The 22,004-nt window shown below is 45.0% G+C and carries 22 protein-coding genes; 6 read left to right on the top strand and 16 right to left on the bottom strand.

What is annotated here, in order from left to right:
• Positions 1-7: 7 nt before the first annotated feature.
• Positions 8-1,231 (bottom strand): arginine deiminase, encoded by a 1,224-nt coding sequence (arcA, locus tag ACIPK1_RS13080; RefSeq protein ID WP_061053384.1) that lies wholly within the window; start codon positions 1,229-1,231, stop codon positions 8-10.
• A gap of 391 nt (positions 1,232-1,622) precedes the next feature.
• On the opposite strand from arcA, the gene ACIPK1_RS13075 reads away from it, so the two are divergent.
• Complete coding sequence (locus tag ACIPK1_RS13075) at positions 1,623-3,428, top strand: M3 family oligoendopeptidase (RefSeq protein ID WP_034872886.1); 1,806 nt, start codon at positions 1,623-1,625, stop codon at positions 3,426-3,428.
• A 47-nt stretch (positions 3,429-3,475) separates the two neighbouring features.
• Here ACIPK1_RS13075 and ACIPK1_RS13070 read toward each other — a convergent pair whose 3' ends face one another.
• The 4 genes from ACIPK1_RS13070 to ACIPK1_RS13055 all read right to left on the bottom strand — a co-directional run bounded on the left by ACIPK1_RS13070 (position 3,476) and on the right by ACIPK1_RS13055 (position 6,303).
• Entirely contained in the window at positions 3,476-3,943 is a 468-nt protein-coding gene (locus ACIPK1_RS13070) for a TspO/MBR family protein (RefSeq protein WP_005233316.1), read from the bottom strand.
• A gap of 141 nt (positions 3,944-4,084) precedes the next feature.
• On the bottom strand, positions 4,085-4,918 hold the full coding sequence (locus ACIPK1_RS13065; RefSeq protein WP_005233315.1) for a glycosyltransferase family 8 protein: 834 nt from the start codon (positions 4,916-4,918) through the stop codon (positions 4,085-4,087).
• 222 nt (positions 4,919-5,140) lie between these two features.
• Positions 5,141-5,662 carry an NADPH-dependent FMN reductase gene (locus ACIPK1_RS13060; protein ID WP_005233313.1) on the bottom strand — a complete coding sequence of 174 codons (522 nt, stop codon included), beginning with the start codon at positions 5,660-5,662 and terminating at the stop codon, positions 5,141-5,143.
• 35 nt (positions 5,663-5,697) lie between these two features.
• Entirely contained in the window at positions 5,698-6,303 is a 606-nt protein-coding gene (locus ACIPK1_RS13055) for an NADPH-dependent FMN reductase (RefSeq protein WP_005233311.1), read from the bottom strand.
• A gap of 201 nt (positions 6,304-6,504) precedes the next feature.
• On the opposite strand from ACIPK1_RS13055, the gene ACIPK1_RS13050 reads away from it, so the two are divergent.
• A complete protein-coding gene (locus ACIPK1_RS13050) occupies positions 6,505-7,350 on the top strand; it encodes a MarR family transcriptional regulator (RefSeq protein ID WP_016612002.1) in 846 nt (281 codons plus the stop codon).
• Positions 7,351-7,409: 59 nt separating this feature from the next.
• Positions 7,410-9,161 carry an ABC transporter ATP-binding protein gene (locus tag ACIPK1_RS13045; RefSeq protein WP_008380198.1) on the top strand — a complete coding sequence of 584 codons (1,752 nt, stop codon included), beginning with the start codon at positions 7,410-7,412 and terminating at the stop codon, positions 9,159-9,161.
• A 54-nt stretch (positions 9,162-9,215) separates the two neighbouring features.
• Here the strand turns inward: ACIPK1_RS13045 and ACIPK1_RS13040 are convergent, their stop codons facing one another.
• Positions 9,216-9,581, bottom strand: a complete 366-nt coding sequence (locus ACIPK1_RS13040; protein WP_005233306.1) for a hypothetical protein — start codon at positions 9,579-9,581, stop codon at positions 9,216-9,218.
• Between the two features lie 163 nt (positions 9,582-9,744).
• Between ACIPK1_RS13040 and ACIPK1_RS13035 the strand changes: the two genes are divergently transcribed.
• Positions 9,745-10,077: a helix-turn-helix domain-containing protein gene (locus ACIPK1_RS13035; RefSeq protein ID WP_005230670.1), complete on the top strand. Its 333-nt coding sequence runs from the start codon at positions 9,745-9,747 to the stop codon at positions 10,075-10,077.
• Between the two features lie 5 nt (positions 10,078-10,082).
• Complete coding sequence (locus ACIPK1_RS13030) at positions 10,083-10,559, top strand: ImmA/IrrE family metallo-endopeptidase (protein WP_034858679.1); 477 nt, start codon at positions 10,083-10,085, stop codon at positions 10,557-10,559.
• 69 nt (positions 10,560-10,628) lie between these two features.
• Here the strand turns inward: ACIPK1_RS13030 and ACIPK1_RS13025 are convergent, their stop codons facing one another.
• The 5 genes from ACIPK1_RS13025 to ACIPK1_RS13005 form a co-directional block, all read right to left on the bottom strand.
• Positions 10,629-11,441: a metallophosphoesterase gene (locus tag ACIPK1_RS13025; protein ID WP_005233299.1), complete on the bottom strand. Its 813-nt coding sequence runs from the start codon at positions 11,439-11,441 to the stop codon at positions 10,629-10,631.
• A 4-nt stretch (positions 11,442-11,445) separates the two neighbouring features.
• Complete coding sequence (phnE, locus tag ACIPK1_RS13020) at positions 11,446-12,228, bottom strand: phosphonate ABC transporter, permease protein PhnE (RefSeq protein WP_005230666.1); 783 nt, start codon at positions 12,226-12,228, stop codon at positions 11,446-11,448.
• Positions 12,225-13,004, bottom strand: a complete 780-nt coding sequence (gene phnE, locus ACIPK1_RS13015) for a phosphonate ABC transporter, permease protein PhnE (protein WP_008380208.1) — start codon at positions 13,002-13,004, stop codon at positions 12,225-12,227. The genes phnE (ACIPK1_RS13020) and phnE (ACIPK1_RS13015) overlap by 4 nt, the downstream gene beginning before the upstream one ends.
• Positions 12,976-13,767, bottom strand: a complete 792-nt coding sequence (gene phnC, locus ACIPK1_RS13010) for a phosphonate ABC transporter ATP-binding protein (RefSeq protein ID WP_400451090.1) — start codon at positions 13,765-13,767, stop codon at positions 12,976-12,978. Before phnC ends, phnE (ACIPK1_RS13015) begins: the two co-directional genes overlap by 29 nt.
• 160 nt (positions 13,768-13,927) lie before the next feature.
• The gene (locus ACIPK1_RS13005) at positions 13,928-14,860 is read right to left on the bottom strand and encodes a phosphate/phosphite/phosphonate ABC transporter substrate-binding protein (RefSeq protein WP_008380209.1); all 933 of its coding nucleotides are present in this window, start codon (positions 14,858-14,860) and stop codon (positions 13,928-13,930) included.
• A gap of 196 nt (positions 14,861-15,056) precedes the next feature.
• Between ACIPK1_RS13005 and ACIPK1_RS13000 the strand changes: the two genes are divergently transcribed.
• Positions 15,057-15,728 (top strand): cyclic nucleotide-binding domain-containing protein, encoded by a 672-nt coding sequence (locus ACIPK1_RS13000; RefSeq protein WP_005233292.1) that lies wholly within the window; start codon positions 15,057-15,059, stop codon positions 15,726-15,728.
• 187 nt (positions 15,729-15,915) lie between these two features.
• On the opposite strand, the gene ACIPK1_RS12995 is transcribed toward ACIPK1_RS13000, so the two are convergent.
• From ACIPK1_RS12995 to ACIPK1_RS12975, 5 genes are all read right to left on the bottom strand, one after another.
• Positions 15,916-17,787, bottom strand: a complete 1,872-nt coding sequence (locus tag ACIPK1_RS12995) for a beta-glucoside-specific PTS transporter subunit IIABC (protein ID WP_008380211.1) — start codon at positions 17,785-17,787, stop codon at positions 15,916-15,918.
• Between the two features lie 137 nt (positions 17,788-17,924).
• A complete protein-coding gene (gene licT / locus ACIPK1_RS12990; protein ID WP_005233287.1) occupies positions 17,925-18,767 on the bottom strand; it encodes a BglG family transcription antiterminator LicT in 843 nt (280 codons plus the stop codon).
• Positions 18,768-19,045: 278 nt separating this feature from the next.
• Complete coding sequence (rarD, locus tag ACIPK1_RS12985; RefSeq protein ID WP_301389106.1) at positions 19,046-19,951, bottom strand: EamA family transporter RarD; 906 nt, start codon at positions 19,949-19,951, stop codon at positions 19,046-19,048.
• 156 nt (positions 19,952-20,107) lie between these two features.
• Positions 20,108-21,544 (bottom strand): MDR family MFS transporter, encoded by a 1,437-nt coding sequence (locus tag ACIPK1_RS12980; protein WP_301389108.1) that lies wholly within the window; start codon positions 21,542-21,544, stop codon positions 20,108-20,110.
• On the bottom strand, positions 21,541-21,981 hold the full coding sequence (locus tag ACIPK1_RS12975; RefSeq protein WP_301389110.1) for a MarR family winged helix-turn-helix transcriptional regulator: 441 nt from the start codon (positions 21,979-21,981) through the stop codon (positions 21,541-21,543). Before ACIPK1_RS12975 ends, ACIPK1_RS12980 begins: the two co-directional genes overlap by 4 nt.
• Positions 21,982-22,004 lie beyond the last annotated feature (23 nt).

Below are 22,004 nucleotides of genomic sequence, written 5' to 3'. Positions count from 1 at the left end.
CTCTGATTTAAATATCTTCTCTAACAAATGGCATGCTCATGCAACGAGGACCGCCACGACCACGAACCAATTCACTGCCGGAGATTTTGTGCAATTTGATGCCGGCTTCCGCCAACTTCTGATTGGTGATGGTATTGCGGTCATATACGACGACTTCGCCAGGTGCGATCGTCAAGGTATTGGAACCGTCATTCCATTGTTCCCGAGCTGCTGCAATCAAATCACTGCCGCCGCAACGAATCAATTCAACCGTATTTAGTTCTAGATAGCGACATAAAATATTTTCCAACGTGTCCTTTTCTTCTTTGATCGTCACCCCATCACCTGCTCGTGAGATTGAATAAACCGTCAGCTCTCCTTCGATTTCTGGATGGATCGTAAACTTGTCATGATCGACCATTGTAAATACCGTATCTAAATGCATGAACTTGCGCTCTTGACCAATGTCAAACGCTAGAACATACTCAAAGCTTGGCTCATTTTCGAACACTTTGCGGGCCAGCTGCTCAATCGAAGCGGCATCCGTTCGTTGCGAGATACCAATCGCCAACACATGTTTTGACAGAACTAATTCGTCGCCACCTTCGATGCGGGTTGGTTGGGCGCGATCATAAAGCATATGAGGCGGATTTTGCTGGAACATTGGATGATGAGCAAAAATATATTTGCCGTATAACGTTTCGCGCCGTCTTGTTTCTGAATACATGCGATTCAAGGATACTCCGTTACCAATCGTCGCAAAGGGATCTCGTGTAAAATACAAATTTGGCATTGGATCGATCAGAAATGGGTATTGATCATCCACGGTCCCAGCGAGGCTCTGGGTATTTGGCAGCTCCAGTTCATTTTTGGCTAAACCAGCCATAGTTTTGTCGATCAGTTCCCGATCATTGTCACAAGACATAAAATAATCCGTGACTTCTTTGATGATCTCAGGACTTTGGATTGTAGTTTCCGCTAAATAATCCTTGAGAAATTGCTGTTTGATTTCTGGTGACGTGAGCGATTCAGCAGCTAAATCTTCTAGATACAACACCTCCACATCATTTTGACGTAGGACTTCCGCAAACCGATCATGTTCTGCTCTGGCTTGTTCCAAAAAAGGAATATCATCAAATAGCAGGCGGTTCAAATGATCAGGAACAAGGTTCTCCAATTCCCGACCAGGGCGGTGAAGCATGACTTGCTTCAATCGTCCAATCTCTGAAAAAACATGAATAGCATTTGGCATTTTTCTTCCTCCTTCTTCTGTTTACACCTCTATGCTACCTAATTGTATACGCTTTCGCAGTGGTAAATTTCGTGTTCTTTTCGCAAAGGATTTGGCATTATGCATGAAAAAGCGAATATCGCTCATCAGGCGTTTTTTTACTCGCTGTTTTTTTTCATATGTAATATTTATCCATCGATTTTTTTCTAAGAATTTGATGAGGATGTGATAGTTTTTTTATTTTTGACGTTTTTCCGCCCTATCAATAGATCAAGGAGTTATACATTCCATTTTTTGTTTTTGGTACAGTTTCATCAAGAACCCTTATTTCATAAGGATTCTGATGGTTGCGACCAAATTTCGTTATGCTATACTTAATAAGATCGAAGGAAAAGAAAGGGGTTTGATAGGAATGACCTATTCAATCAATTGGAATCTGGAAACAATCTTTCCGGGAGGCAGCGATTCTGTTCAATTAAAAGAACGCATGAGCCAACTGGAAGAACAAATTGCAAATTACCGAACAACAGTCGATGCATGGTCGCCCAACAGCGAAGACGATGCAGCAAAATTAGAAGAGTTACTTGATTTATCCGCAACTATTAGTCAAGGATTTTCACAATGCGGCAGCTTTATCAATGCCTTGCTTTCAGCGAATGTCAATGACAGCAAAGCCAAAATCCTGACGGGTGACCTCTACGCAAAATTGCCAGCACTGCAAGCAGCACAAACCGTTTTCTCGAAAAAATTGACAGAAATTTCTGAGGATGATTGGACAGCACTAGTTAAAGCGGAAAACTTAGCACCTGTCGCTTTTCGTTTAAGCGAGATTCGCCGCGACGGCAAAGAATTGTTATCCGAAGCAGAAGAGACCATCATCAATACTTTAAATTTAGATGGCTTGAATGCTTGGAGCCAACATTACGATACGATCGTTGCCTCGATCGAAATTCCTTTCCTGCAAGAAGACGGCACGACGATCAAGTTTTCAGCTGGTCAAGCCTTCAATAAAATGATGGGTGATCCTGATCCGGAAGTTCGTGCGCGTTTATTCGACACTTGGGAAAAGACGTGGGCAGAAAAAGAAGACCTCTTTGCGGATACCTTGAACCACTTAGACGGTTTCCGCCTTTCTACCTTCAAACTTCACGGTGTCACTGATTACTTGAAGGAACCATTAGAATACAATCGTCTGCAAAAAGCGACATTGGATGCTATGTGGGGCACGATCCAAAAGAACAAACAGCCGATCGTTGATTTCTTGACCCGCAAAGCGCAGCTTTTCGGCAAAGAAAAAATGGAATGGCAAGACCAAGATGCGCCAATCATCCTTGGCGATATGGAAGAAAGAACCTACACCTTTGATGAAGCAGCTGACTTCATTTTGACCAACTTCCGTAAGTTCAGCCCAAAAATGGCTGACTTTGCCCAAGTCGCTTTTGAAAAAAGCTGGATCGAAGCAGAAGATCGTCCCGGCAAACGTCCTGGCGGCTATTGCACCAGCTTGCCAGAAACCAAAGAATCACGTATTTTCATGACCTACAGCAATTCTGTCAACGAAGTAGCGACGCTTGCCCATGAGCTCGGTCACGCTTTTCACAGCAGCGTTCTTTGGGAGCTGCCAGAATTAAACCGCAACTATGCCATGAACGTTGCCGAAACAGCAAGTACCTTTGCTGAATTGATCGTTGCTGATGCAACCCTCAAAGAAGCAACGACAAAAGAAGAAAAAATCAATCTATTGGATGCTAAAATGCAAAATGCGATCGCGATGTTCATGAACATCCACGCACGTTTTATTTTTGAGAACAGCTTCTATCAAGCTCGTCAAAAGGGCTTGGTTTCAGCGGAACAAATCACGGAAATGATGACTGCGGCGCAAAAAGAAAGCTATGCGGATGGGTTAGCGACTTATCACCCACATTTCTGGGCAGCCAAATTGCACTTCTTTATTGACGATGTGCCGTTCTACAACTTCCCTTATACCTTTGGTTACCTCTTTAGTATGGGGATCTACGCGTATGCCAATGAAAAAGGGTCTAGCTTTGAAGAAGAATACATTGCTTTATTGCAAGATACTGCTTCAATGACGACGGAAGAACTGGCGCAAAAACACCTTGGTGTCGATTTAACGAAACCAGACTTCTGGCAAGCAGGGATCGACATGGTCCTAAAAGATGTTGCCAGCTTTATGGAATTGACTGAAGACTATATCTAAAAGAAAAAACCCTCTTCCAACAAGACGCTTGGAAGAGGGTTTTTCTATCAGGCATTCAATAAAGTTAAGCCAATCGTTAAGTAGCCGGCGTATAAACACCAAATCAAATAAGGAATAAACAAGTACATCGCTTTTTTGTCGATGCGAGCAAAGAGGATCATACAAATAATCACTGATAACACTAACAAGACAATAATGACCGTTCCTGCCCAGTAAGCATTCCAGCCAAAGAAAACGATACTCCAAAAGAAGTTTAATACTTGCTGGATCGCAAAGAAGATGTAGGCATTCTTTTTAAGCGCTGGATTGACTTTGGCGACGATCAACAGATACAACGCCGTTCCCATAAAGGCATACAAAATCGTCCAAACGATCCCAATGATCCCGCCAGGAGGGGCTAAAAAGGGTTTTTCCATTTGCGCATACGTTCCGGCAATGTCCCCTGCAAACAAACTCGATATGATTCCTGTTGCTTCAATGCCGATCACACAGACCAGCCAAATTAAAAATTTCATGTTCTCCACTCCTTCTTTTTTTCATAACTCACTAGTTTCATCGTACCATCGAATCGAAAAAAAGCAGAATAGAACGCTTAAAAAAAGAAACGGCCGTGTGGACGTTTCTTTCAAGGTAATTTTGATTATATTCAATGACAGCTACTTTGATTGTTCCTCTTCAAACTTCCGCCGTTCATTTTCTACATATTTGTATAACGAACCGTAGCGGCTGCGATAGCCTTTCTTCCATGGTTTCTCTTTGCCGCAAAAATGCAGCAAAACGGTATGTTCGATGACCCAATCCAAACTCCATTCCCCTAGGCTGATCGTCTCATACGTACGGTTTTTCCGTACATCATAGTTATAGAGCTGATCAGGAATCGCCAGCACCCGATCACCATATAACCCATTCAAAATATCTTGATCCGGCAAAAAGAGGTTCAAATGATTTTTCTCAATGAAGGCTGCGATTTCTGTTTCTTTGACCTCTTGCCGTAGCTGGTGCACATTCATCAGCAAGACACCTGAATTATAGTAGCCTTCTGACTCATAATTGCGCAAACGGACTTTATTGATGACCGTCGTCACTTCTGTCAGCTTGGAATGACTGGCAGCGGCATACAGAAAATCCCCTAACGTCAGCTCATACAAGGGGCGCAAATCATTGATGCACAAAATATCCGCATCCAGATACAGGATTTTTTCCACCTGCTGCGGCAAGTAATTTTGTGCCAACAATCGATAGTAGATTGATTCTGGGTAGCGGTCACTAACTGGTGCCGTTTTAAAGATCGAACCAGAACCGATGATGACGGGATGATAGGTCATCGCCAATTTTTGACAAAAGACCTCTAGCTCTGCACCTTGCCTCAATTCTTTTTCTTGTAAGACATAGACATCGAAAGATGCTGCTGTCGTATGGCGTTTGATTGAATATAACGTTGTTTTTAATTGTTCACTGAATCGATCATCAATCGCAAAAAGTAGATTCATGCTCTTGTTCACTCCTCTGTTACTGGATGCACTCGTTGGGCAAAAAATCGAACGCAGTTGCCCGCATCTTCTGTTCTTCTAGTATACCCGATTTTTAGTCATTCTTTCAGTGAAATAGCCTTTCCAGTGAAAACCATTCCTTGGAAACGCAAAAAAATGCTGCTCCATTCAATAAATGAAACAGCAAATGATCGATGATAAATGGTGACCTCCTAAAACAGATCAGCGAATCGTGGCAAAAGCTTTTGACCACAACAACAATTCATCCAGCATGTCATTGACACCTGCAGCCATGTGCGCACCGGGTTTGAAGGTACTGAAATTTTCAAAATCTGTGAAGAGATTGAAGGCTGGGTTAGTCCGCACGGTGGCAACTTTTTGTTCAGCTAAAACGTTACGCAATTGTTCAGCGGCACGAATCCCACCGCCAGAACCATAACTGACGATCCCAGCTGCTTTATCAAACCATTCTTCCCGTGCAGAGTCTACGGCATTTTTCAAGGAAGCCGCAAAACCGTGGTTGTATTCTTGTACGATGAAGATATAGCCATCTAATTCAGCGATTTTTTTGTTCCACGCCATGTTTGGCTCAGCCGTTCCCATAAACGGTAAATCAAATGCCTTTACATCAACGATCTCAAACTGATGCTCTGACCGTTGAGTAGCAATTTCTTGAATATATGCTCCGACTTGCGGACTTACGCGTCCTTCTCTTGTACTGCCTAAAATAATACCAAATTTCATGATAGGTTCCTCCTAAGATTGTTTTCGTTTGTTTTTTAACGATTGGCAAATGTGTCTGCCCAGTCCAGTAATTCCGTCAACATATCGTTCATTCCTGCCGTCATATGTTCGCCAGGAGTAAAGGTGGCAAAATTTTCAAAATCAGTAAATAAGTTGAAGGCTGGATTAGTGCGCACCGTGGCTACTTTTTGTTCCGCCAAAATCAAGCGAACTTGCTCAGCGGCCCGAATCCCCCCTGCTGAACCATAGCTGACGATTGCTGCTGCTTTGTTGAACCATTCCTCGCGGGCGCTGTCTAACGCATTTTTCAAGGAAGCCGATAGCCCATGATTGTATTCTTGTACGATGAAGATATAACCGTCTAATTCAGCGATTTTTTCATTCCACGCTTGGTTCGCTTCGCCTGTACCCATAAAGGGCAAGTCGTAGTCTTTGATATCAATGATTTCAAATGAGCGGTCGCTATGTGCTCGTGCTGTTTGTAAAACGTAATTGGCTACTTGCGGACTCACGCGGCCTTCTCTCGTGCTGCCAACGATGATTCCGATTTTTTGCGCTTTTTTCTTTTCCGGAGTGCGATACACCTCTTTAATTACTTCTTTTTCAATTATTTGTTCTTTTTTCCCAAATCCAAAGACCATTCTTTTGTACTCCTTTTATTGTGTTTTCTTTAACGATGGACTCAGCACATCAAACTTACTTTTAGTAAGTCAATCATTTTGCTTACTTTTTGTTAGAAAAAAATCCCAGCTACTTCCTCTTGACATTCGTTCGGCACCGAACTATAATCAACTCATCGATATCATTAGGTACCGAACAATAATTCAAAAGGAGTGTTCTCAATGAGTACAATGACCGATCACTTAATGAAACAGCTTCGTTTTATCAGCGAAGCCAGCAATGCTTTTATGAGTCAAAATAACCAACGCCTTTCTGGACAGCAACGCGTCCTAGCCGTTTTAAATTTAGAAGATGGCTTGGTGCAAAATTACCTCGCAGAAGTTTTAGATTTACGGCCAAGTTCCTTGGCAGAACTATTGAAGAAAATGGAAAGCAGTGGGGATATCCAACGCAAAGAAGATGCAGCCGACAAAAGGATCAAACGAATCTTTCTGACAGAGACTGGACGAAAAAAAGCAGAAAAATTACTGGCACAAAAAGAAGCCGCCAGCAGTCAAACGTTTTTTGCTGGGTTAACAGAGGAAGAACAAACCGAATTTGCCCGTCTGCTTGAAAACATCGCCACTGGGTGGGAAGCTGACTTTCAGCAACAGACGCAACGCTTTATTGACCCGATGGATCGTCTACAAGCTATGCAGGAGATCCGGGAACAGATGATGAAGCAATGGGGTGGAAATTGGCAGGAAATGACGAATGACGATCGCCGAAAAATGAAGCAACAAATGAAAGATACTTGGCAAGATATGGGCGCTGACGAGCGGCGTCAAATGAAAAAGCAGATCAAAGAAGCCATGCGGCAAATGCCATTTCCTGGACACCGCGGCATGTTTGGCAATCGGTCATTTGGGCCATTTGGGCCATTTGATAGTAGCGAGGCGAATGATCCACGGGACACATGGGGAAAAGGCAACTTTTTTGATGCCTACGGGTTTGGACAAGACCGCAAAGCAAGACCTGATTCCGCTTCTAAAGACGAAGCAGCCGAAGATGATTGGCAGGATTTCTAATAGCACCTAATGAAAAAGAAAAAGCTGCAGGACATCTTGCTTGTAGCGGAGGAAAACGAATGGAAACAACGACACCAACAGTGAACAAAAACAAATTTAAAATGAAAGACTTTATCCACCTGATCGTCAGTGTCAATCCCAAGAAAGGCTTGTTTCTTTTAGGGATGCTCTTTAGCCTGATCACGAGTGCCGCCAGTTTGGTCGTGCCGCAGCTGACGAAAACGCTAGTCGATGCCAGCGGCACCCCCACGTTCAGCACCTCCATGCTGGTCGTTTTGATCCTAGCCTTTGTGCTGCAATTAGGCGTAGGCACTTTAGGCGGCTTTCTCTTGCGCTATGTGGGAGAAAGTGCCGTGAAAACATTACGAGAACGTCTTTGGAAACATCTGCTGCATTTGCCAGTCAGCTATTTTGATGACCATAAGTCGGGGGAAAGCAGTTCGCGACTCGTTAATGATACTTCCGTGATCAAAGAACTAGTCACCTCGCAATTTCCCAGCTTTGTCACTGGCTTGATCCAATTGGTTGGTTCGATGATCATCTTGTTTTTGATGGATTGGAAGATGGCGGCGATCATGTTCAGTGCGGTGCCTTTGATCACCTTGATCATGTGGCCGATCGGCAAGATCATGTCGAAACTAGGACGCCAACTACAAGCAGCGACTGCCGATTTCAATGCGGATGCCAGCGAAAAACTCTCAGAGATCCGTTTGATCAAAGCCAGCAACGGAGAAGCTAGTGAACAAGAAAACGGTCGGCGCAACATTGGGGCAATCTTTACCCTCGGGGTCAAGGATGCGAAAGTTAGTGCGATTTTGCAGCCAATCATGACGACGGCAATGCTGGGATTACTCGTAGGAATCCTCGGTTATGGCGCGATCCGTGTCCAAGCCGGCACCTTGACGAGTGGCGCATTGATTGCTTTTCTACTGTATCTCTTTAATATTATTGCGCCTGTGACGACGTTTGCGATGTTCTTTTCACAAGTCCAAAAAGCGATGGGTGCTACGGAACGGATCCAAGAAATTTTGGATACGCCGCTGGAGCCGATCCAGGCAGCACCCAAAGCCGCTATCGACGGCGCAGTCCTACGGGCAGAACAGATCGATTTCAGTTATGATCCCAAACGGCCGATTTTGCAAAACATTTCTTTTGAAGCCAAACCCAACACCGTGATTGCTTTTGCGGGACCAAGCGGCGGCGGAAAATCCACGATCTTCGCTTTACTGGAACGCTTTTATGAACCCACCAGCGGGCGCTTGCTGATTGGTGAACAGCCGATAGCTGACATTGATCTGCAGGACTGGCGGGCACAGATCGGCTATGTTTCCCAAGACAGTGCGGTCTTTGCCGGTACGATTCGGGAAAACTTGCAATACGGATTAAGCCGAACACTGTCAGAGGAGGAATTGTGGCAAGGACTGGCATTGGCTTATGCCGATCAGTTCGTCCAAGAGTTCCCCGAAAAACTAGAAACACAAATCGGCGAACGCGGCGTCAAACTATCTGGCGGGCAAAAACAACGGATCGCCATCGCACGAGCATTCTTGCGAGACCCCAAGCTGCTGATGCTCGATGAAGCGACCGCCAGCCTAGATTCTCAGTCGGAAGAAAAGGTCCAGCGGGCGTTGGATCATCTAATGGAAGGGCGCACGACATTAGTGATCGCCCATCGCTTGTCGACCATCGTGGATGCCGATCAAATCTACTTTATAGAAAAAGGTACCATTACCGGTCAAGGTACCCATGCAGAATTGATCAACAATCACCCGCTTTATGCTGCCTACGTGAATGAACAAATGATCAATTAAAGAATAAAAACTAGAAAAAAAACTGCTTATTGATGGATAAGCAGTTTTTTTCTATTAGCCAACGGCTGAATGTTGCTTCTCTTCACGCGCCACAGGCACTTGATTCCCTCGCTGTAATTCTTTCAGCACCTGGTTTTCTGCCCGCAATAAATCCCTTTCGCTTTGGGCAGTAGCAAGCTTTCCTTGATAGACCAAGACTTCTTCTTGGTAGGTTTTGGCGGTCTTTTGGACTTCTTCTTCTAACTGATCGATTTTATGGGTCAATTCTTGATTGATCTGTTCATATTTTAGGTAAAGCTTTTGGGCATTTTCGATATTCGTTTGTTCCAAATTCGCTTTGCTGGATACTCGGGTAGCCAAATAAGTAAGTACACCAGTAATGAGTGACGGCAAGACAACTGTTACGATCGATGTATCCATGATCCTCCCCCATTCTTTTTGATACGATTCATATCATCTGTTTCCAGTATAAAAGATACGATTCGTATCGTCAACTGATGTGATATTTTTTATATCAAATAATACAAAAATAGATACAAATTATATCCAACGTGCTATACTACAAAAAAGGAGGCGATCACTCATGCTTGGCGAACGGCTAAGAACACTCAGACTACGAACCAACCAAACCCAACAGCAGATCGCAGATCAGCTAGGGATCACCCGCGCAGCGTATTCGCATTTCGAAAATGATCGTAACGAACCCGATGGCGAGACCATCGTCAAACTCGCGGAGATTTTTCAAGTATCCACCGATTTTTTATTAGGCAGACAAGTCCCGGCAGGCTTTACGCCGCCCTCTGCAAAAGTTCAAACCGTTGCGGCCCATATTGATGATGACGTCACCGATGAGCAGATGGAAGATATCCTCAGCTACATTGAATTTATAAAACAGCGGCACGCCCAAAAGGAATGATGGAAATGGATAAAGTAGAAGAACTGATGGCCGCCTACCCAGACTTGCACTTTATTTTCGATAAAAATATGCCTGATGGTCAGCAAGGATTGTACATCGATCACCATATTTACTTGAACCCTGACCAATCACAAGAAGACCTCTTGAGCACCATCGGTGAAGAAATCGGTCATTATTTGACCAGTGCTGGCGACATTACCGCCCAAGACACCAACGAAAAACGCAAACAAGAACGCAAAGCCCGTGACATTGGTTCTGCGATCGTGGTCACGCCCTATGATATCATCGCTTGTTTTGAAGAAGGCTGCAAAACGTTGGCGGCATGCGCTGATTTTTTAGGTGTCCCCCCACAAACCTTCAAAGACGCAGTCACCTATTATGCTCGCCGCTTTGACGGTATCAAAACCGAAGAAAACTATACCTTGTTTTTCCATATCGACGGCACGATTGAAGTTGTCAAAACCTTTGGCAATCAAGGTTAAGCCTTTTTTGCACAAAAACAGACGTTCCTTTCCTGCTGCTAAATTCAGCGTTTACGGAACGTCTGTTTTTTATCCTTGCATGTTGACCCGCATCAATACGCGGTTCGGTCGATAGTTTTCTGAGGATTGATGAACCAGCGCGCCTTCCTCAAAACGATACAAATTGTATCCATAGCGTTCTTCAAAACGGACCATCCCCTCGCCTTCATCTTCCCCGACAAACGACATACTTGCCACAGTATAGTAAGGAATCCCTGCGATCGTTCCCGTAAATGCATGATGGGTATGTCCACTGAGAATACAAGAGATCTGATACTGCTGCAATAATGCCACCAAACGATTGGCACCGGCCCATGCCGGCGTGCTTGCTTGATAAGGCAACAAATGATGGTGCGTCACAAAAACGATCTTTTTCTCTTTGAGCTGCGCCAGCGTGGCTTGCAGCCATTCAAACTGTCGTTCATCTACGATACCGTCGGCATAGCCATAGCAGGAATTATCGAAAGTCACGATCGCCAATGTCTCCGTTTCATAGACTTGATTAAAAGGCGTATCACTGGCCGTTTCAACTGACTTACCTTGCCAGCCTTGGCGAAAATGCCGTTTGATATCGTGATTACCTAGCGTTACCACGATCGGCACTGAGCCAAAGGCTTTTTCTAAATATTGCTTCAAAGAGGCATAATCGGCAGGCGCGCCATCTTCGGTCAAATCGCCACTGATCACCACCAAATCGATCGCCCCTCGCGCCTTGGCATCTTGGATACACTCTTCAAGAGGAATCAAGGGATTTTGCATGGCTGCCAGCATTCCTTGATACCCTTCCTCACAAGGCAGGTAACTTTCTCGAAAATGGATATCTGATATATGCAATATATTCATAGGTTTATCTCAATTTCTTTCTGATGATTCCAGTCAACTGGTCTAATAAGAAGACGGTCACAACGACGCCCAACAAAATAATACTTACCTTGCTCCAGGTTCTGGTTTGAATAGCAAAAATCAATGGTGCACCGATCCCGCCAGCACCGACTAACCCTAACGTTGCCGCACTGCGGACCGCAATTTCAAAATGATTCAATGCAAAGGAACTATAGATGGGTGCTAAGTAAGGGACCCGCACGAAAAACATCGTCTGCCAAAAGTTGGCACCAACTGCTTGCATCTCTTCCGTCAAGCGCTCATCCATGGCTTCCATTTCTTCCGTGAACAGCTTGCCCAGCATACCGATCTGGTGGACACCGATCGCCATAACCCCAGCGAAAGGTCCCGGACCTACCACACGGACAAAAATAATCGCATAAACTAGCTCTGGAAATGCCCGCAAGATATTGCAGATCATTTTGCCGATCTTCGCGACCCACGGCGCAGAAGACCATAGGTTGGCGGCACTCAGCAAGGTCACCGGTATCGCGCAGACTGTTGCGATCATCGTTCCTAGACAGGCGATCCCGATCGTCAGTAACAATAAGCTCCACAGATCCTCCCCGCTACCGTCGTAAAAGAAAGACCAGTCTGGCTGACTCAACCCTTGCAGGACATCTCTTCCCATCGCTAAGGAAAAAGTACTCAATCCGGAATAATCCAGCGTCGCTGCAGATAATGCCAGTAAGATAGCAAAGAGTCCCCATAACAGCCAAGTCGTTTTCTTCACTTCTCTGATCATCATAGGAATGACCTCCTTACCCGCTCACTTAGAAAATCAACGATCGCTACCGTTAGCAAAATCGTCAAGATAATGATCGAGACCCGTTCATAATTCAACAATGCCAATGAGGCGTTCAAGATGACCCCGATCCCGCCGGCACCAACATATCCTAACACCGTCGAAGCTCGAACATTGACTTCAAAGGCATAAAAAGTATAGCTGGCAAACTGGCTGATGACTTGAGGTATGATCGCCCAAACAGTCACTTGAAATTTATTTGCCCCTACCGCCGCCGCTGCTTCGATTGGCGCAAAATCAATGGTTTCGATCGCTTGGAACATCAGCTGTGAAACCATCCCAAAGGTAAAGACCGCGATGGTCAAAACACCAGTGGCTTCACCGATCCCAAAAATCGCTACGAACAATGCCGCCAACAATAAATTGGGGATCGTCCGCACCAGACCTAAGAGAAAACGCATCGGCACAGAGACCCACCGGCTTTCTGTCACGACTGTCGTCGCCAACAGACTCACCGGTATCGCTGCGACTACTCCTAAAACAGTGCCTAAAAAGGACATTTGCAATGTCTTGATCAAGGGCATCATCAGTTGCGGTAAATAACTAAAATCCGGATGCAAAAATCGAGCCATGAAAGCCGTCATCTGGCTTCGATTCGACCACACTTGTGCAAAATCAGCCCCCGTGATCCAGGCACTGCTTTGAAAAAAGAGCAGCAATAAAAGAATCAGCAGCAGGTGTTTGTACCAATTAAAATGAACTGTTTCTTTCAGTTTCATCGATTTCTCCTGCCTTTTCTTCAAAAATTGCTTTCCCATAGATTTGTTCTAAACGCTGATCCATCAAAGCGGCTACGTTGCCGTCAAAAACGATTGCACCTGCTTTTAAGGCAATGATCCTTGTTGCATACTGACGAGCCAAGGGAATCGAATGCAGATTGATGACAATCGTTTTGCCCATTTCTTGATTGATCTTCTTCAAATCCTCCATCACTTTCTCTGTGGTGATGGGATCTAGCGATGCCACGGGTTCATCTGCTAAAATCACTGGTGCTTGTTGGACCAAGGCACGGGCGATGGATACCCGCTGCTGTTGCCCACCACTCAACTGGTCGCTTCTCGTTTGCAGTTTGTCTGACAAGCCGACAGTCGCTAGTGCTTCTTTCGTTCTTTCGTAGTCTTCTTTCGTAAACAACCCTAAAATACTTTTCCATGTCCCGTAATACCCCAAACGACCAGATAGCACATTCTTTTGGACAGTACTACGTTTGACCAAATTGAAGCTTTGGGAGATCAATCCGATTTGTCGGCGAATCAAGCGCAATTCTTTTTTATTGGCTTTCGTGACTGATTTGCCATCTACCCGGATATCTCCTTCAGTGATTGGCACTAAGCGATTGATCGAGCGCAAAAAGGTACTCTTACCAGCACCGCTCAAACCAATGATTGCCACAAATTCTCCTTGTTCAATCGTTACATCTATGTTCTGTAATCCTTTGACCCCATTCGGGTAGACTTTGGATACATTCTCAAAAGTTATCATCTGTCTTCTCCATTATGTAGGGACCGCGGCAAAGTTTCCCCAATCGGTCACGGTCTATCTCACTAAAAAATGCACTGATACTGCGTATTCCACCTATTCCCCTAGTAAATCGCTGCACATCTCCGTGTCCCGTTATCCTTCTACCGCAATCCCTGATTTTTTACTCTGCTGCTCGTTTAGTATAGTCGCGAATGGTATCGTAAGCAGAATCAGCTGCTTCTTCATACCCTTGGTGTCCCCACAAGCTCATTGCTTCGGCGCCTTCTTCATCGTCTGCCATATTCAAGAACACTTCTTTGATCTGCTCTTTTAGTTCAGCATCCATCGTCGGTTGAACGGCAATGGCGTCATTCGGGATGTCCCCTTCGGTTAAGTAAAGAACTTTTAGATCTTCGAATAAATCGTTATCTGGGAAGCTTGAAGCAAAGACATTCCGTGCCCCTTGAAACACAAAGGCGGCATCCATCTGACCATTCAAGACTGCAGTGATCTCACTTGGAATATCGTTCACCGTCGTTAATGTAGCATCCGTCGTTGGATCAACTCCTGCATCTTTCAACTCGGCAACTGGGTAAATATAGCCGCTGGCAGAGTTCGGACTCAATGTAGCGATTTTTTTCCCTTTTAAGTCCGTCAATTCTGTCATATCGCTATCCGCACGTACCAAGATCTCCCCTTTGAAGGTATTGGTTTTTTCCCCTTCTAATGGCAAGCCGGTCTCTGGATCATAGGCACCTAATTGAGAAGTCAAAATCGCTTCTGCTGCATCCATATCTTTGGCTTGAACATAAGCGGCTGGCGGCATGATCCCTAAATCAACTTGTCCAGAAGCCATCGCTTCTACGATCGTCGAATAATCCGTTGCTAACGTTACTTCTACTTCACGGTCTAATTTTTTTGATAAATACTCAGCAAACGGTTTTGCTTTGGCTTGCATCGAGCCGTCATTATTGGTCGGTACGAATTGTACCACCAGCTTTTCTTTTTCGGCTGCGGCACTGCTGTCGCTGCTGCTGCTCCCATTCCCACAGCCGGTCAATGCTGCAACTAACGCAATTCCTAACATTCCTTTAACAATTCGTTTCAATGGCATTTTTTCTCCTCCTAATGGTTTGAAGCTTTCTTACATTCAAATCATACCAAGTATCCCTTCAAAATGAAGTGACACATGTCCTATTTTACCTTATTTTTACATACAATTTACATTAGTTTTTATTTATCGTTCGTGTTGAGTCAAAAGGGGAACTAAGCTATACTTAAAGAAAACCATTCAGGAGTGGCTGATTCCCATGAAAAAAATCGATGATACCGCACGCCTCAGTAATTACATTGACACATACGATCTGCAATCTTATATGGACAATGATTTGTTAGCGATGGCCACTTTGCATTCCTTTGAAAAAGAAGAGCACCTGATTCGAACGGGCACGCCTTCTGAATACTTGTATTTTCTCGTGGAAGGAACCGTGATGGTCTATTCCTTCTCTTCGGATACCCAAACGATTTGTATTGATTACGCCAAGCCGGCTGCACCTTTAGGGGAAGCTTCCTCTTTATGGGAACTCTTGCCGAAAAGCAGTGTTAAAGCCGCTTCTGCTTGCGTCTGCGTCTGCATCCCTTTGAATCGCTACCGCAGCACCTTGCAACAAGACGTCCGCTTTTTGCAAACCATCTGTCAGTTGCTCAGTTCCCGCTTGAATTCGGGGATCAACTTAGCGAATTCATTGACGGAACCTGTAGAGACACGGTTGGCCAAATTTATTCTTGCGCATCAAGAAAACCAACACTTTTCCTTTCAGTTAACCACCTGTGCCGCAATCTTGAATGTCAGCTATCGCCACCTGCTGCGAACCTTTACCAGCTTTCGTGAAGACAAGCTGATCGAAAAACAAAAACAGGGCTATGCAATTCTCGATTTCCCCGCTTTAGAGTCGCTTGCCGAAAATTTAAGCCATGTATAAGGAGCAGCCCATAAGAATGTTCGGATTTTCCCTGAGTACGCGTTCCTGCTGTTGGTCTTGCCCTTAACTAGCGCTGTGACAAGCATTCTCCACCGAAGAAGGCAAGCGAGACCGGCAACTGCGCCTTATTTTCTTACAAAAAACCCGATCCTTGCTGATATTCAGTCGAGGATCGGGTTTCTTTTGCTTATTTTACGATGGCTAAGAAGTCTTCTCCTTGCAAGACATCGGTTTGATTCATATCCATCACATCTAAATATTGCGGCGTATTCGTCACAACGATTGGTGTAATCGTGGATAAGCCGGCAGCTTTGATCGTATCTAGATCAAACTTCACCAACAAATCACCGCGTTTGACTTGATCGTCTTGTTTAACAAAGACCTCAAAGCCTTTGCCATCTAGTTCCACGGTATCCATACCAATATGCATCAAGACTTCTGCTCCATCCGTAGTGGTCAAACCAACAGCATGGCCGGTAGGAAAGAGCGTCGTGATGGTGCCATCTGCCGGCGCATACAAAGCCCCGACGGTCGGTTCGATGGCGATGCCTTTTCCTAATGCACCAGAAGAAAAGACTTGGTCTTTGACTTCTGCTAAGGGAACCACTTTGCCTTCTAACGGACTGCTGAGGATCACTCGTTCTTTAGACGAACTATCTGTGGGTGCTGCTGGCTCTTTTGCTGGTGCTGCACTGGCATCGGTTGCTGGCTGATCTTCAAAACGTAAGAAGAAGGTCAAGACAAACGCGGCGCCAAAAGCGATAGCCGTTCCGATTGAAGCTGCGATCAGACCACTTAGATCTTTCGTATCTTGTGGGATAAAGGAAGGAAGACTTAGTAAGCTGACTAACCCAAAGGTATAGTTTTCGACTTGGCTGAAGCCGATGAAGGCTCCCCCGATGGCACCACTGATACACGCGGCGATAAATGGTTTTTTCAATGGCAAGGTTACCCCATACACCGTCGGTTCTGTGATCCCAAAAATTGAGGTGATCGTTGAAGAAAGGGCCAAGCCTTTCAATTTCACATTTTTTGTCATAAAGAACACTGCTAGCGCTGCACCACCTTGAGAAAGGACAGCTGGCAACAGCATTGGTACCATGGTATCGACACCGGTTTGACTGAGATTCAACATGATGATCGGCACAAAGCCCCAGTGCATGCCAAACATCACAAAGACTTGCCATAAACCACCCATAACAGCACCAGCGATCAGTGGGCTGAAGTGGTAAATGCTGTCGTAAGCACTACCTAACAAGTTTCCTAAAATCGTTCCTAGTGGACCGACGACAATAAAGGTCAATGGCGCCATGATCAAGAAGACCGCTAAAGGTACACAGATGATCTGTAAGAAGCTAGGAATGACTTTTTTAAAGAAACGCTCCACATAGCTTTGTAAAAAGACCGCTAAAATAATCGGAATGACTGAAGACGTATAAGCACTAGCACCAATAATGACCGGTAAGCCTAAGAAACTCAAGGTTTGTCCAGCCAAAGCGGTAATGTCTGGATGAACCAACGCCATCGCTAAGGAAACCGCTAGAAATTCATTGGTGCGAAACTTTTTCGCTGCAGTAAAAGCCAACATCACTGGTAAATAGGTAAACAACCCATCGGCAATCGCATACAATACGGTGTAGACCCCAGAATCAGCTGCTAACCAATTCAAGGTGACTGCCAGCGTCAAGAATCCTTTTAAGACCCCGGCACCTGCCATTGCGCCTAAAAACGGCGTGAAGATCGACGAAATAATATCCACCAGTTGATTCAACAGGTTGCCTTTGTCGCCTTTGCTGTCTGCTTCACCATCGAAGTTCGCTACTCCATTCAATTCACGGTAAACGTCGCTGACATGACTGCCGATCACCACTTGGTATTGTCCGCCGCTTTGAACGACTTGGATCACGTCGTCGTCTTGATTCAAGCGTGCCGTATCCGCTTTGTTCTCATCTTTTAATTTGAAACGCAAGCGGGTCGCACAATGCACCACGCTATTGACATTTTCTTTGCCGCCCACCGCATCGAGGACGCGAACGGCAATTTCTTTATTTGAACTCATTTTTTCAACACTCCTTTTTTAATAAAAAAACCCAGATTGAAAAAACGACCGTCCAACGAGTCTTTTCCTCGCTGACTGTTGTCTTTTCAATCTGGGTATTGCCTGCCTGACAGTAACAATCCGTTAATGATTGAATGTTAATTGGTTTGATCATTGACGACACGTTCGATATGGATCGTTAAGTAGATCATTTCTGATTCACCGATCGATTTGTCGTAGGTTTTGATCAAATATTCGTTGATCCGTTGAACCGTTTGAAACGCTTTAGGGTACTTCGATTGCACAAGGGCAAATAAAAATTCATCTTTTTCCCCCGAAAGTTCATCGCTTAAATAGCGCTGCGCAAAATACTGTAAATGCGTGGTGATCCGTTGATAGTTCAAGGAATCTGGGTTAAAGACTCGTCCATAAAAACGACTGATGATCGCCAATACGTCACGAACGATCTCTACCGCTTGCATCGTGGTTTCCATCGTACCATTTGCTTGTTCGCTATTGACGATATGAAAGGCGATAAAGCCAATTTCCGATTCCGGCAATGAAATCCCGAAGACTTTTTCAAAATAAGCAACGGCATCTGCTGCAACCGCATACTCTTTCGGATAAAATTTGCGGGTCTCAAACAACAATGGATTCGGCAGCTCAATGCCTTCACGTGCCCGAACTAGCGCATAATGGATATGATCGGTCAGTGTCAAATAAATATTTGGCGACAGCTCGATCCCCAATGACGCTTCTGCATCATCCACCACTTGCTTGACGGCTTCGACTTCTTCCACAGGAATGTCTGAAAACAATTGCTGAAACTGATTTGCGGTAAACGTATCCTTTAACACAAATTCTTTTTCGACAAAGGCTTCATCCACTGGATCGCCGACCTTCTTCTTAAACGCAATGCCACGACCCATATAGATCACTTCCTGACCGGCATCATTGGTCGAGATGACGACATTATTATTTAATATTTTCCCAATAACCATCGTTTTCCCTCACTCCAAAATAAAAAAACCTAGAATCTCCCCATTAGCGCGCTACGGTCAATTCTGGTTTTGCCTGCCGAACAGTAACAATCCTTGTAACTGAAAGAATAATAACACACCTCTGTGGCAGATGCAACCCTTTTCAATCAGAATTTCTGCAACGTGCTTTTCCTTTGTTATACCATTGAACAATTCTCCTTGCAACATCCTTCACTATCTAAATTGAGTTGTTTTTTAATAAAAAAAGGAACGGCTCAGCTGCAGCCATTCCTGATGTATCAGAGTTGCTTTCTTTGCTGTCCCATGCGCCGCTCTTTCATAGCCGTGCCTAACGTACCATAGGTGAAGACCGCGATCCCTAGCCAAATAAACGCAAAGGCGGAAAATTGGGCCAGTGAATAGGTTTCGTGAAACAAAAAGATGGCCAACAAAAGCATGATCGTCGGGTTGACGTATTGAATAAACCCAAGCGTAATGTAAGAAACATTTTTCGCGGCTTCCGCAAACAGCAACAGCGGAATAGCCGTCACGATCCCGGCACCCATCAATAAGAGATTGGTTTGCAAGGGATAATTCATAAAGCCGACGCTTGAAAATCCTAAAATATACACGAGCGCAAAGGGAAAAATCACCATCGTCTCGATCGTTAACCCAGTGACGGAACTAATAGGGATTCTTTTTTTGATCAAGCCATACGTACTAAAGGAAAAGGCCATGATCAGTGAGGCATAAGGAATCGTTCCTGTTTGAATCGACAATAAGATTACCCCGATACTTGCCAGCAGACACGCCAGCATGCCAGTACGACTAAGTCGTTCCTTCAAAAAAACGGTTGCTAACAAGACATTGACTAGCGGATTGATGTAATAGCCTAAGCTGGCTTGCATCACGTGGCCCGCACTCACCGCGAAGATAAAAGTGAACCAGTTGATGGAAATCAGCACAGACGCTAAAACGATCAGTCCAGCAAATGCTTTGTTCTTCCACAGCAGACGCGCTTCTTGTAAAAATTGCGTTTTCTTCCCGGAAAGCACGATAAACAACACCATAAAAACAAAGGACCACACGATTCGGTAGCACATCGTGGCTAACGGGGAAACCCCAACGATTATTTTCCAATATAGTGTGACCAAGCCCCATAATACATAGGCAGACAACCCAAAATAAACGCCTTTATTCTTCATTTTATCCCTGATTTTTTTCCATGAAAGCAAGTCTTTCCTGAAAAAAAATACTCCTCCTAAACCATAAGTTATCTTATTATATCGAATTTTTTGGTTTTTCATAGAGTTTCATGAAATAAATCAAGAAAAGCACCCTTCAAAGAAAGGTGCCCCTCTTTATTCCAGCGGTTCTTCCGCACCTTCCAGCCACACGGCTTCTGGTTTCTGATCTCGAATCAAAAATAGCCCCGTTGCAAACAGCAGACCAGAAGCGATCGTCATCAATAAGAAAGAAACATTCATCCCATGAAGCAGTGCACTCGTCCCCGTTAAGGTCGTGCTGTTTTGCGCCACACTATTCATGATCCCGACAAATAATGCTGTACCGATAGCGCCTGCCACCGTTCGCAAAGAAGTCAATAATGCTGTTCCATGCGCCGTCAACTGCGGCGGAATATTTTTATTTCCCCACGTCACGAAGGGCATCAACAAACAGCCTGTGGCGGCACAGCGCAGCATGTTCAAAACCACTGCTACCCAAATACCCGTGTGCATATGGATAAAATACATGCCGATGTTGCTCAAGACCAGTGAGCCGCCGCCAAAAAGCGTCAACAGACGGATGCCGACTTTGTCATAGATTCGCCCAGCCACGGGACTTAAGAAAGCCGAGACCAGAGAGCCTGGCAAAACGACTAATCCCGAGATCGTCGCTGATTTGCCTAAAATCGACTGCACGTATAGCGGCATCAGCATCGCCGAACCCATCAAGACCAAGTAAAGCATGATACTGCCAAAGACACTGATGGCATACTCTTTTGTTTTTAAGACCCGCAGATCCAAAAATGGAGTTTCCGCTCTTAACTGACGGAAGACAAAGAAGATCCCTGCTACCAAACCGAGCCCTAAGGTTCCTAAAACGGGTAAGCTGAAAAAGCCATAGCTGCCGATATTGCCAAAGCCTAAAGTAATCCCACCAAAGGCGAAGGCACTCAAAACAAAAGAGGTCTGATCAAATTTGCTGTTGCTTACTGGCAACACATCATCAAAAACCTTTATGGCCCAAATCAATGAGATCAAAACAATCACGGCAACGATATAAAAAATTGCATGCCAGTTCAACCGGTCCACGATCAGCCCGGCGATCGTCGGTGCGATCACGGGTGCCGCGGTGATTGAGAGTCCATACCAGCCCATCACGACACCGATGCGATTGATCGGATAGATCGATAAGAGGATCACTTGTGCCATCGCGGTCAAGATTCCATTGCCTACGGCCTGCAAAATACGAGCAAGCATCATGACTAGAAAATTGGGTGCTGTGGCACAAAGCAGCAAACCCACCAGAGCGATTCCTAATGCAGCGAGATAGAGCTTCTTGGTTGGCACACGATTCATAAGATATGCCGTCAAGGGCATAACGATCGCCATTGCCAAAGAATACCCGCTAGTCAGCCATTGGCCCGTAGTGACGGAAATCTGCAAGTCATTGACGATGGCGGGTAAAGCCGTCGTCAATGCGGTCGCCAACATGGATACGGCAATACATGTAATCATTAAATTAATAAAAATCAGCGTCCGCTGACGTTCCGTTCGTTGGACTGTTTCACTCAATCAATGTCCGCCTCCTTCTCAAGATAAAACTGTTCGATTTTTGCTAAGGCTTGACCAAAGGCTTGTTTTTCTTCTGCCGTCAAATAGGTCAACATTTCTTGGTGCGCCTTGCTGCGTTTTTCTTTCATTCGCTGTGCCTCTTCCTTGCCTGCTTCTGTCAGCGAAATCAAATGGCTGCGTTTATCTTTCGGATCGACTTCTTTTTGGATCAGCCCTTTTTCAGCCAGTTTCTTTAGTAGTTCGCCAGTGGATGTCGAACGAATCGCTAAATACGCGGCGAGATCTTTTTGGGTCAACGTGCCTTTTTCGTCCAATACCAGCAAACAATTGAACTGCCCCCGTCCCGGCATAAAGCGTCCATACTTTTGTTCCGCATACCGCCGATTTAATTTATACACTTCAAACAATCGTTCCACGATTTCTTGTTCGGAAACCATCGACCTTCAGCTCCTTTCGCCTC

Origin of the sequence: Enterococcus sp. NPDC086594, from assembly GCF_044746145.1 — a bacterium.
Lineage (GTDB): Bacteria > Bacillota > Bacilli > Lactobacillales > Enterococcaceae > Enterococcus_D > Enterococcus_D entomosocium.
Note: the sequence above shows the minus strand (reverse complement) of the source record. Positions and strands in the feature narration are given on the sequence as shown.

Coding starts and splice junctions, on each gene's coding strand:
- arcA (WP_061053384.1), bottom strand. CDS start 1,231: ATGCCAAATGCTATTCATGTTTTTTCAGAGATTGGACGATTGAAGCAA.
- ACIPK1_RS13075 (WP_034872886.1), top strand. CDS start 1,623: ATGACCTATTCAATCAATTGGAATCTGGAAACAATCTTTCCGGGAGGC.
- ACIPK1_RS13070 (WP_005233316.1), bottom strand. CDS start 3,943: ATGAAATTTTTAATTTGGCTGGTCTGTGTGATCGGCATTGAAGCAACA.
- ACIPK1_RS13065 (WP_005233315.1), bottom strand. CDS start 4,918: ATGAATCTACTTTTTGCGATTGATGATCGATTCAGTGAACAATTAAAA.
- ACIPK1_RS13060 (WP_005233313.1), bottom strand. CDS start 5,662: ATGAAATTTGGTATTATTTTAGGCAGTACAAGAGAAGGACGCGTAAGT.
- ACIPK1_RS13055 (WP_005233311.1), bottom strand. CDS start 6,303: ATGGTCTTTGGATTTGGGAAAAAAGAACAAATAATTGAAAAAGAAGTA.
- ACIPK1_RS13050 (WP_016612002.1), top strand. CDS start 6,505: ATGAGTACAATGACCGATCACTTAATGAAACAGCTTCGTTTTATCAGC.
- ACIPK1_RS13045 (WP_008380198.1), top strand. CDS start 7,410: ATGGAAACAACGACACCAACAGTGAACAAAAACAAATTTAAAATGAAA.
- ACIPK1_RS13040 (WP_005233306.1), bottom strand. CDS start 9,581: ATGGATACATCGATCGTAACAGTTGTCTTGCCGTCACTCATTACTGGT.
- ACIPK1_RS13035 (WP_005230670.1), top strand. CDS start 9,745: ATGCTTGGCGAACGGCTAAGAACACTCAGACTACGAACCAACCAAACC.
- ACIPK1_RS13030 (WP_034858679.1), top strand. CDS start 10,083: ATGGATAAAGTAGAAGAACTGATGGCCGCCTACCCAGACTTGCACTTT.
- ACIPK1_RS13025 (WP_005233299.1), bottom strand. CDS start 11,441: ATGAATATATTGCATATATCAGATATCCATTTTCGAGAAAGTTACCTG.
- phnE (WP_005230666.1), bottom strand. CDS start 12,228: ATGATGATCAGAGAAGTGAAGAAAACGACTTGGCTGTTATGGGGACTC.
- phnE (WP_008380208.1), bottom strand. CDS start 13,004: ATGAAACTGAAAGAAACAGTTCATTTTAATTGGTACAAACACCTGCTG.
- phnC (WP_400451090.1), bottom strand. CDS start 13,767: ATGATAACTTTTGAGAATGTATCCAAAGTCTACCCGAATGGGGTCAAA.
- ACIPK1_RS13005 (WP_008380209.1), bottom strand. CDS start 14,860: ATGCCATTGAAACGAATTGTTAAAGGAATGTTAGGAATTGCGTTAGTT.
- ACIPK1_RS13000 (WP_005233292.1), top strand. CDS start 15,057: ATGAAAAAAATCGATGATACCGCACGCCTCAGTAATTACATTGACACA.
- ACIPK1_RS12995 (WP_008380211.1), bottom strand. CDS start 17,787: ATGAGTTCAAATAAAGAAATTGCCGTTCGCGTCCTCGATGCGGTGGGC.
- licT (WP_005233287.1), bottom strand. CDS start 18,767: ATGGTTATTGGGAAAATATTAAATAATAATGTCGTCATCTCGACCAAT.
- rarD (WP_301389106.1), bottom strand. CDS start 19,951: ATGAAGAATAAAGGCGTTTATTTTGGGTTGTCTGCCTATGTATTATGG.
- ACIPK1_RS12975 (WP_301389110.1), bottom strand. CDS start 21,981: ATGGTTTCCGAACAAGAAATCGTGGAACGATTGTTTGAAGTGTATAAA.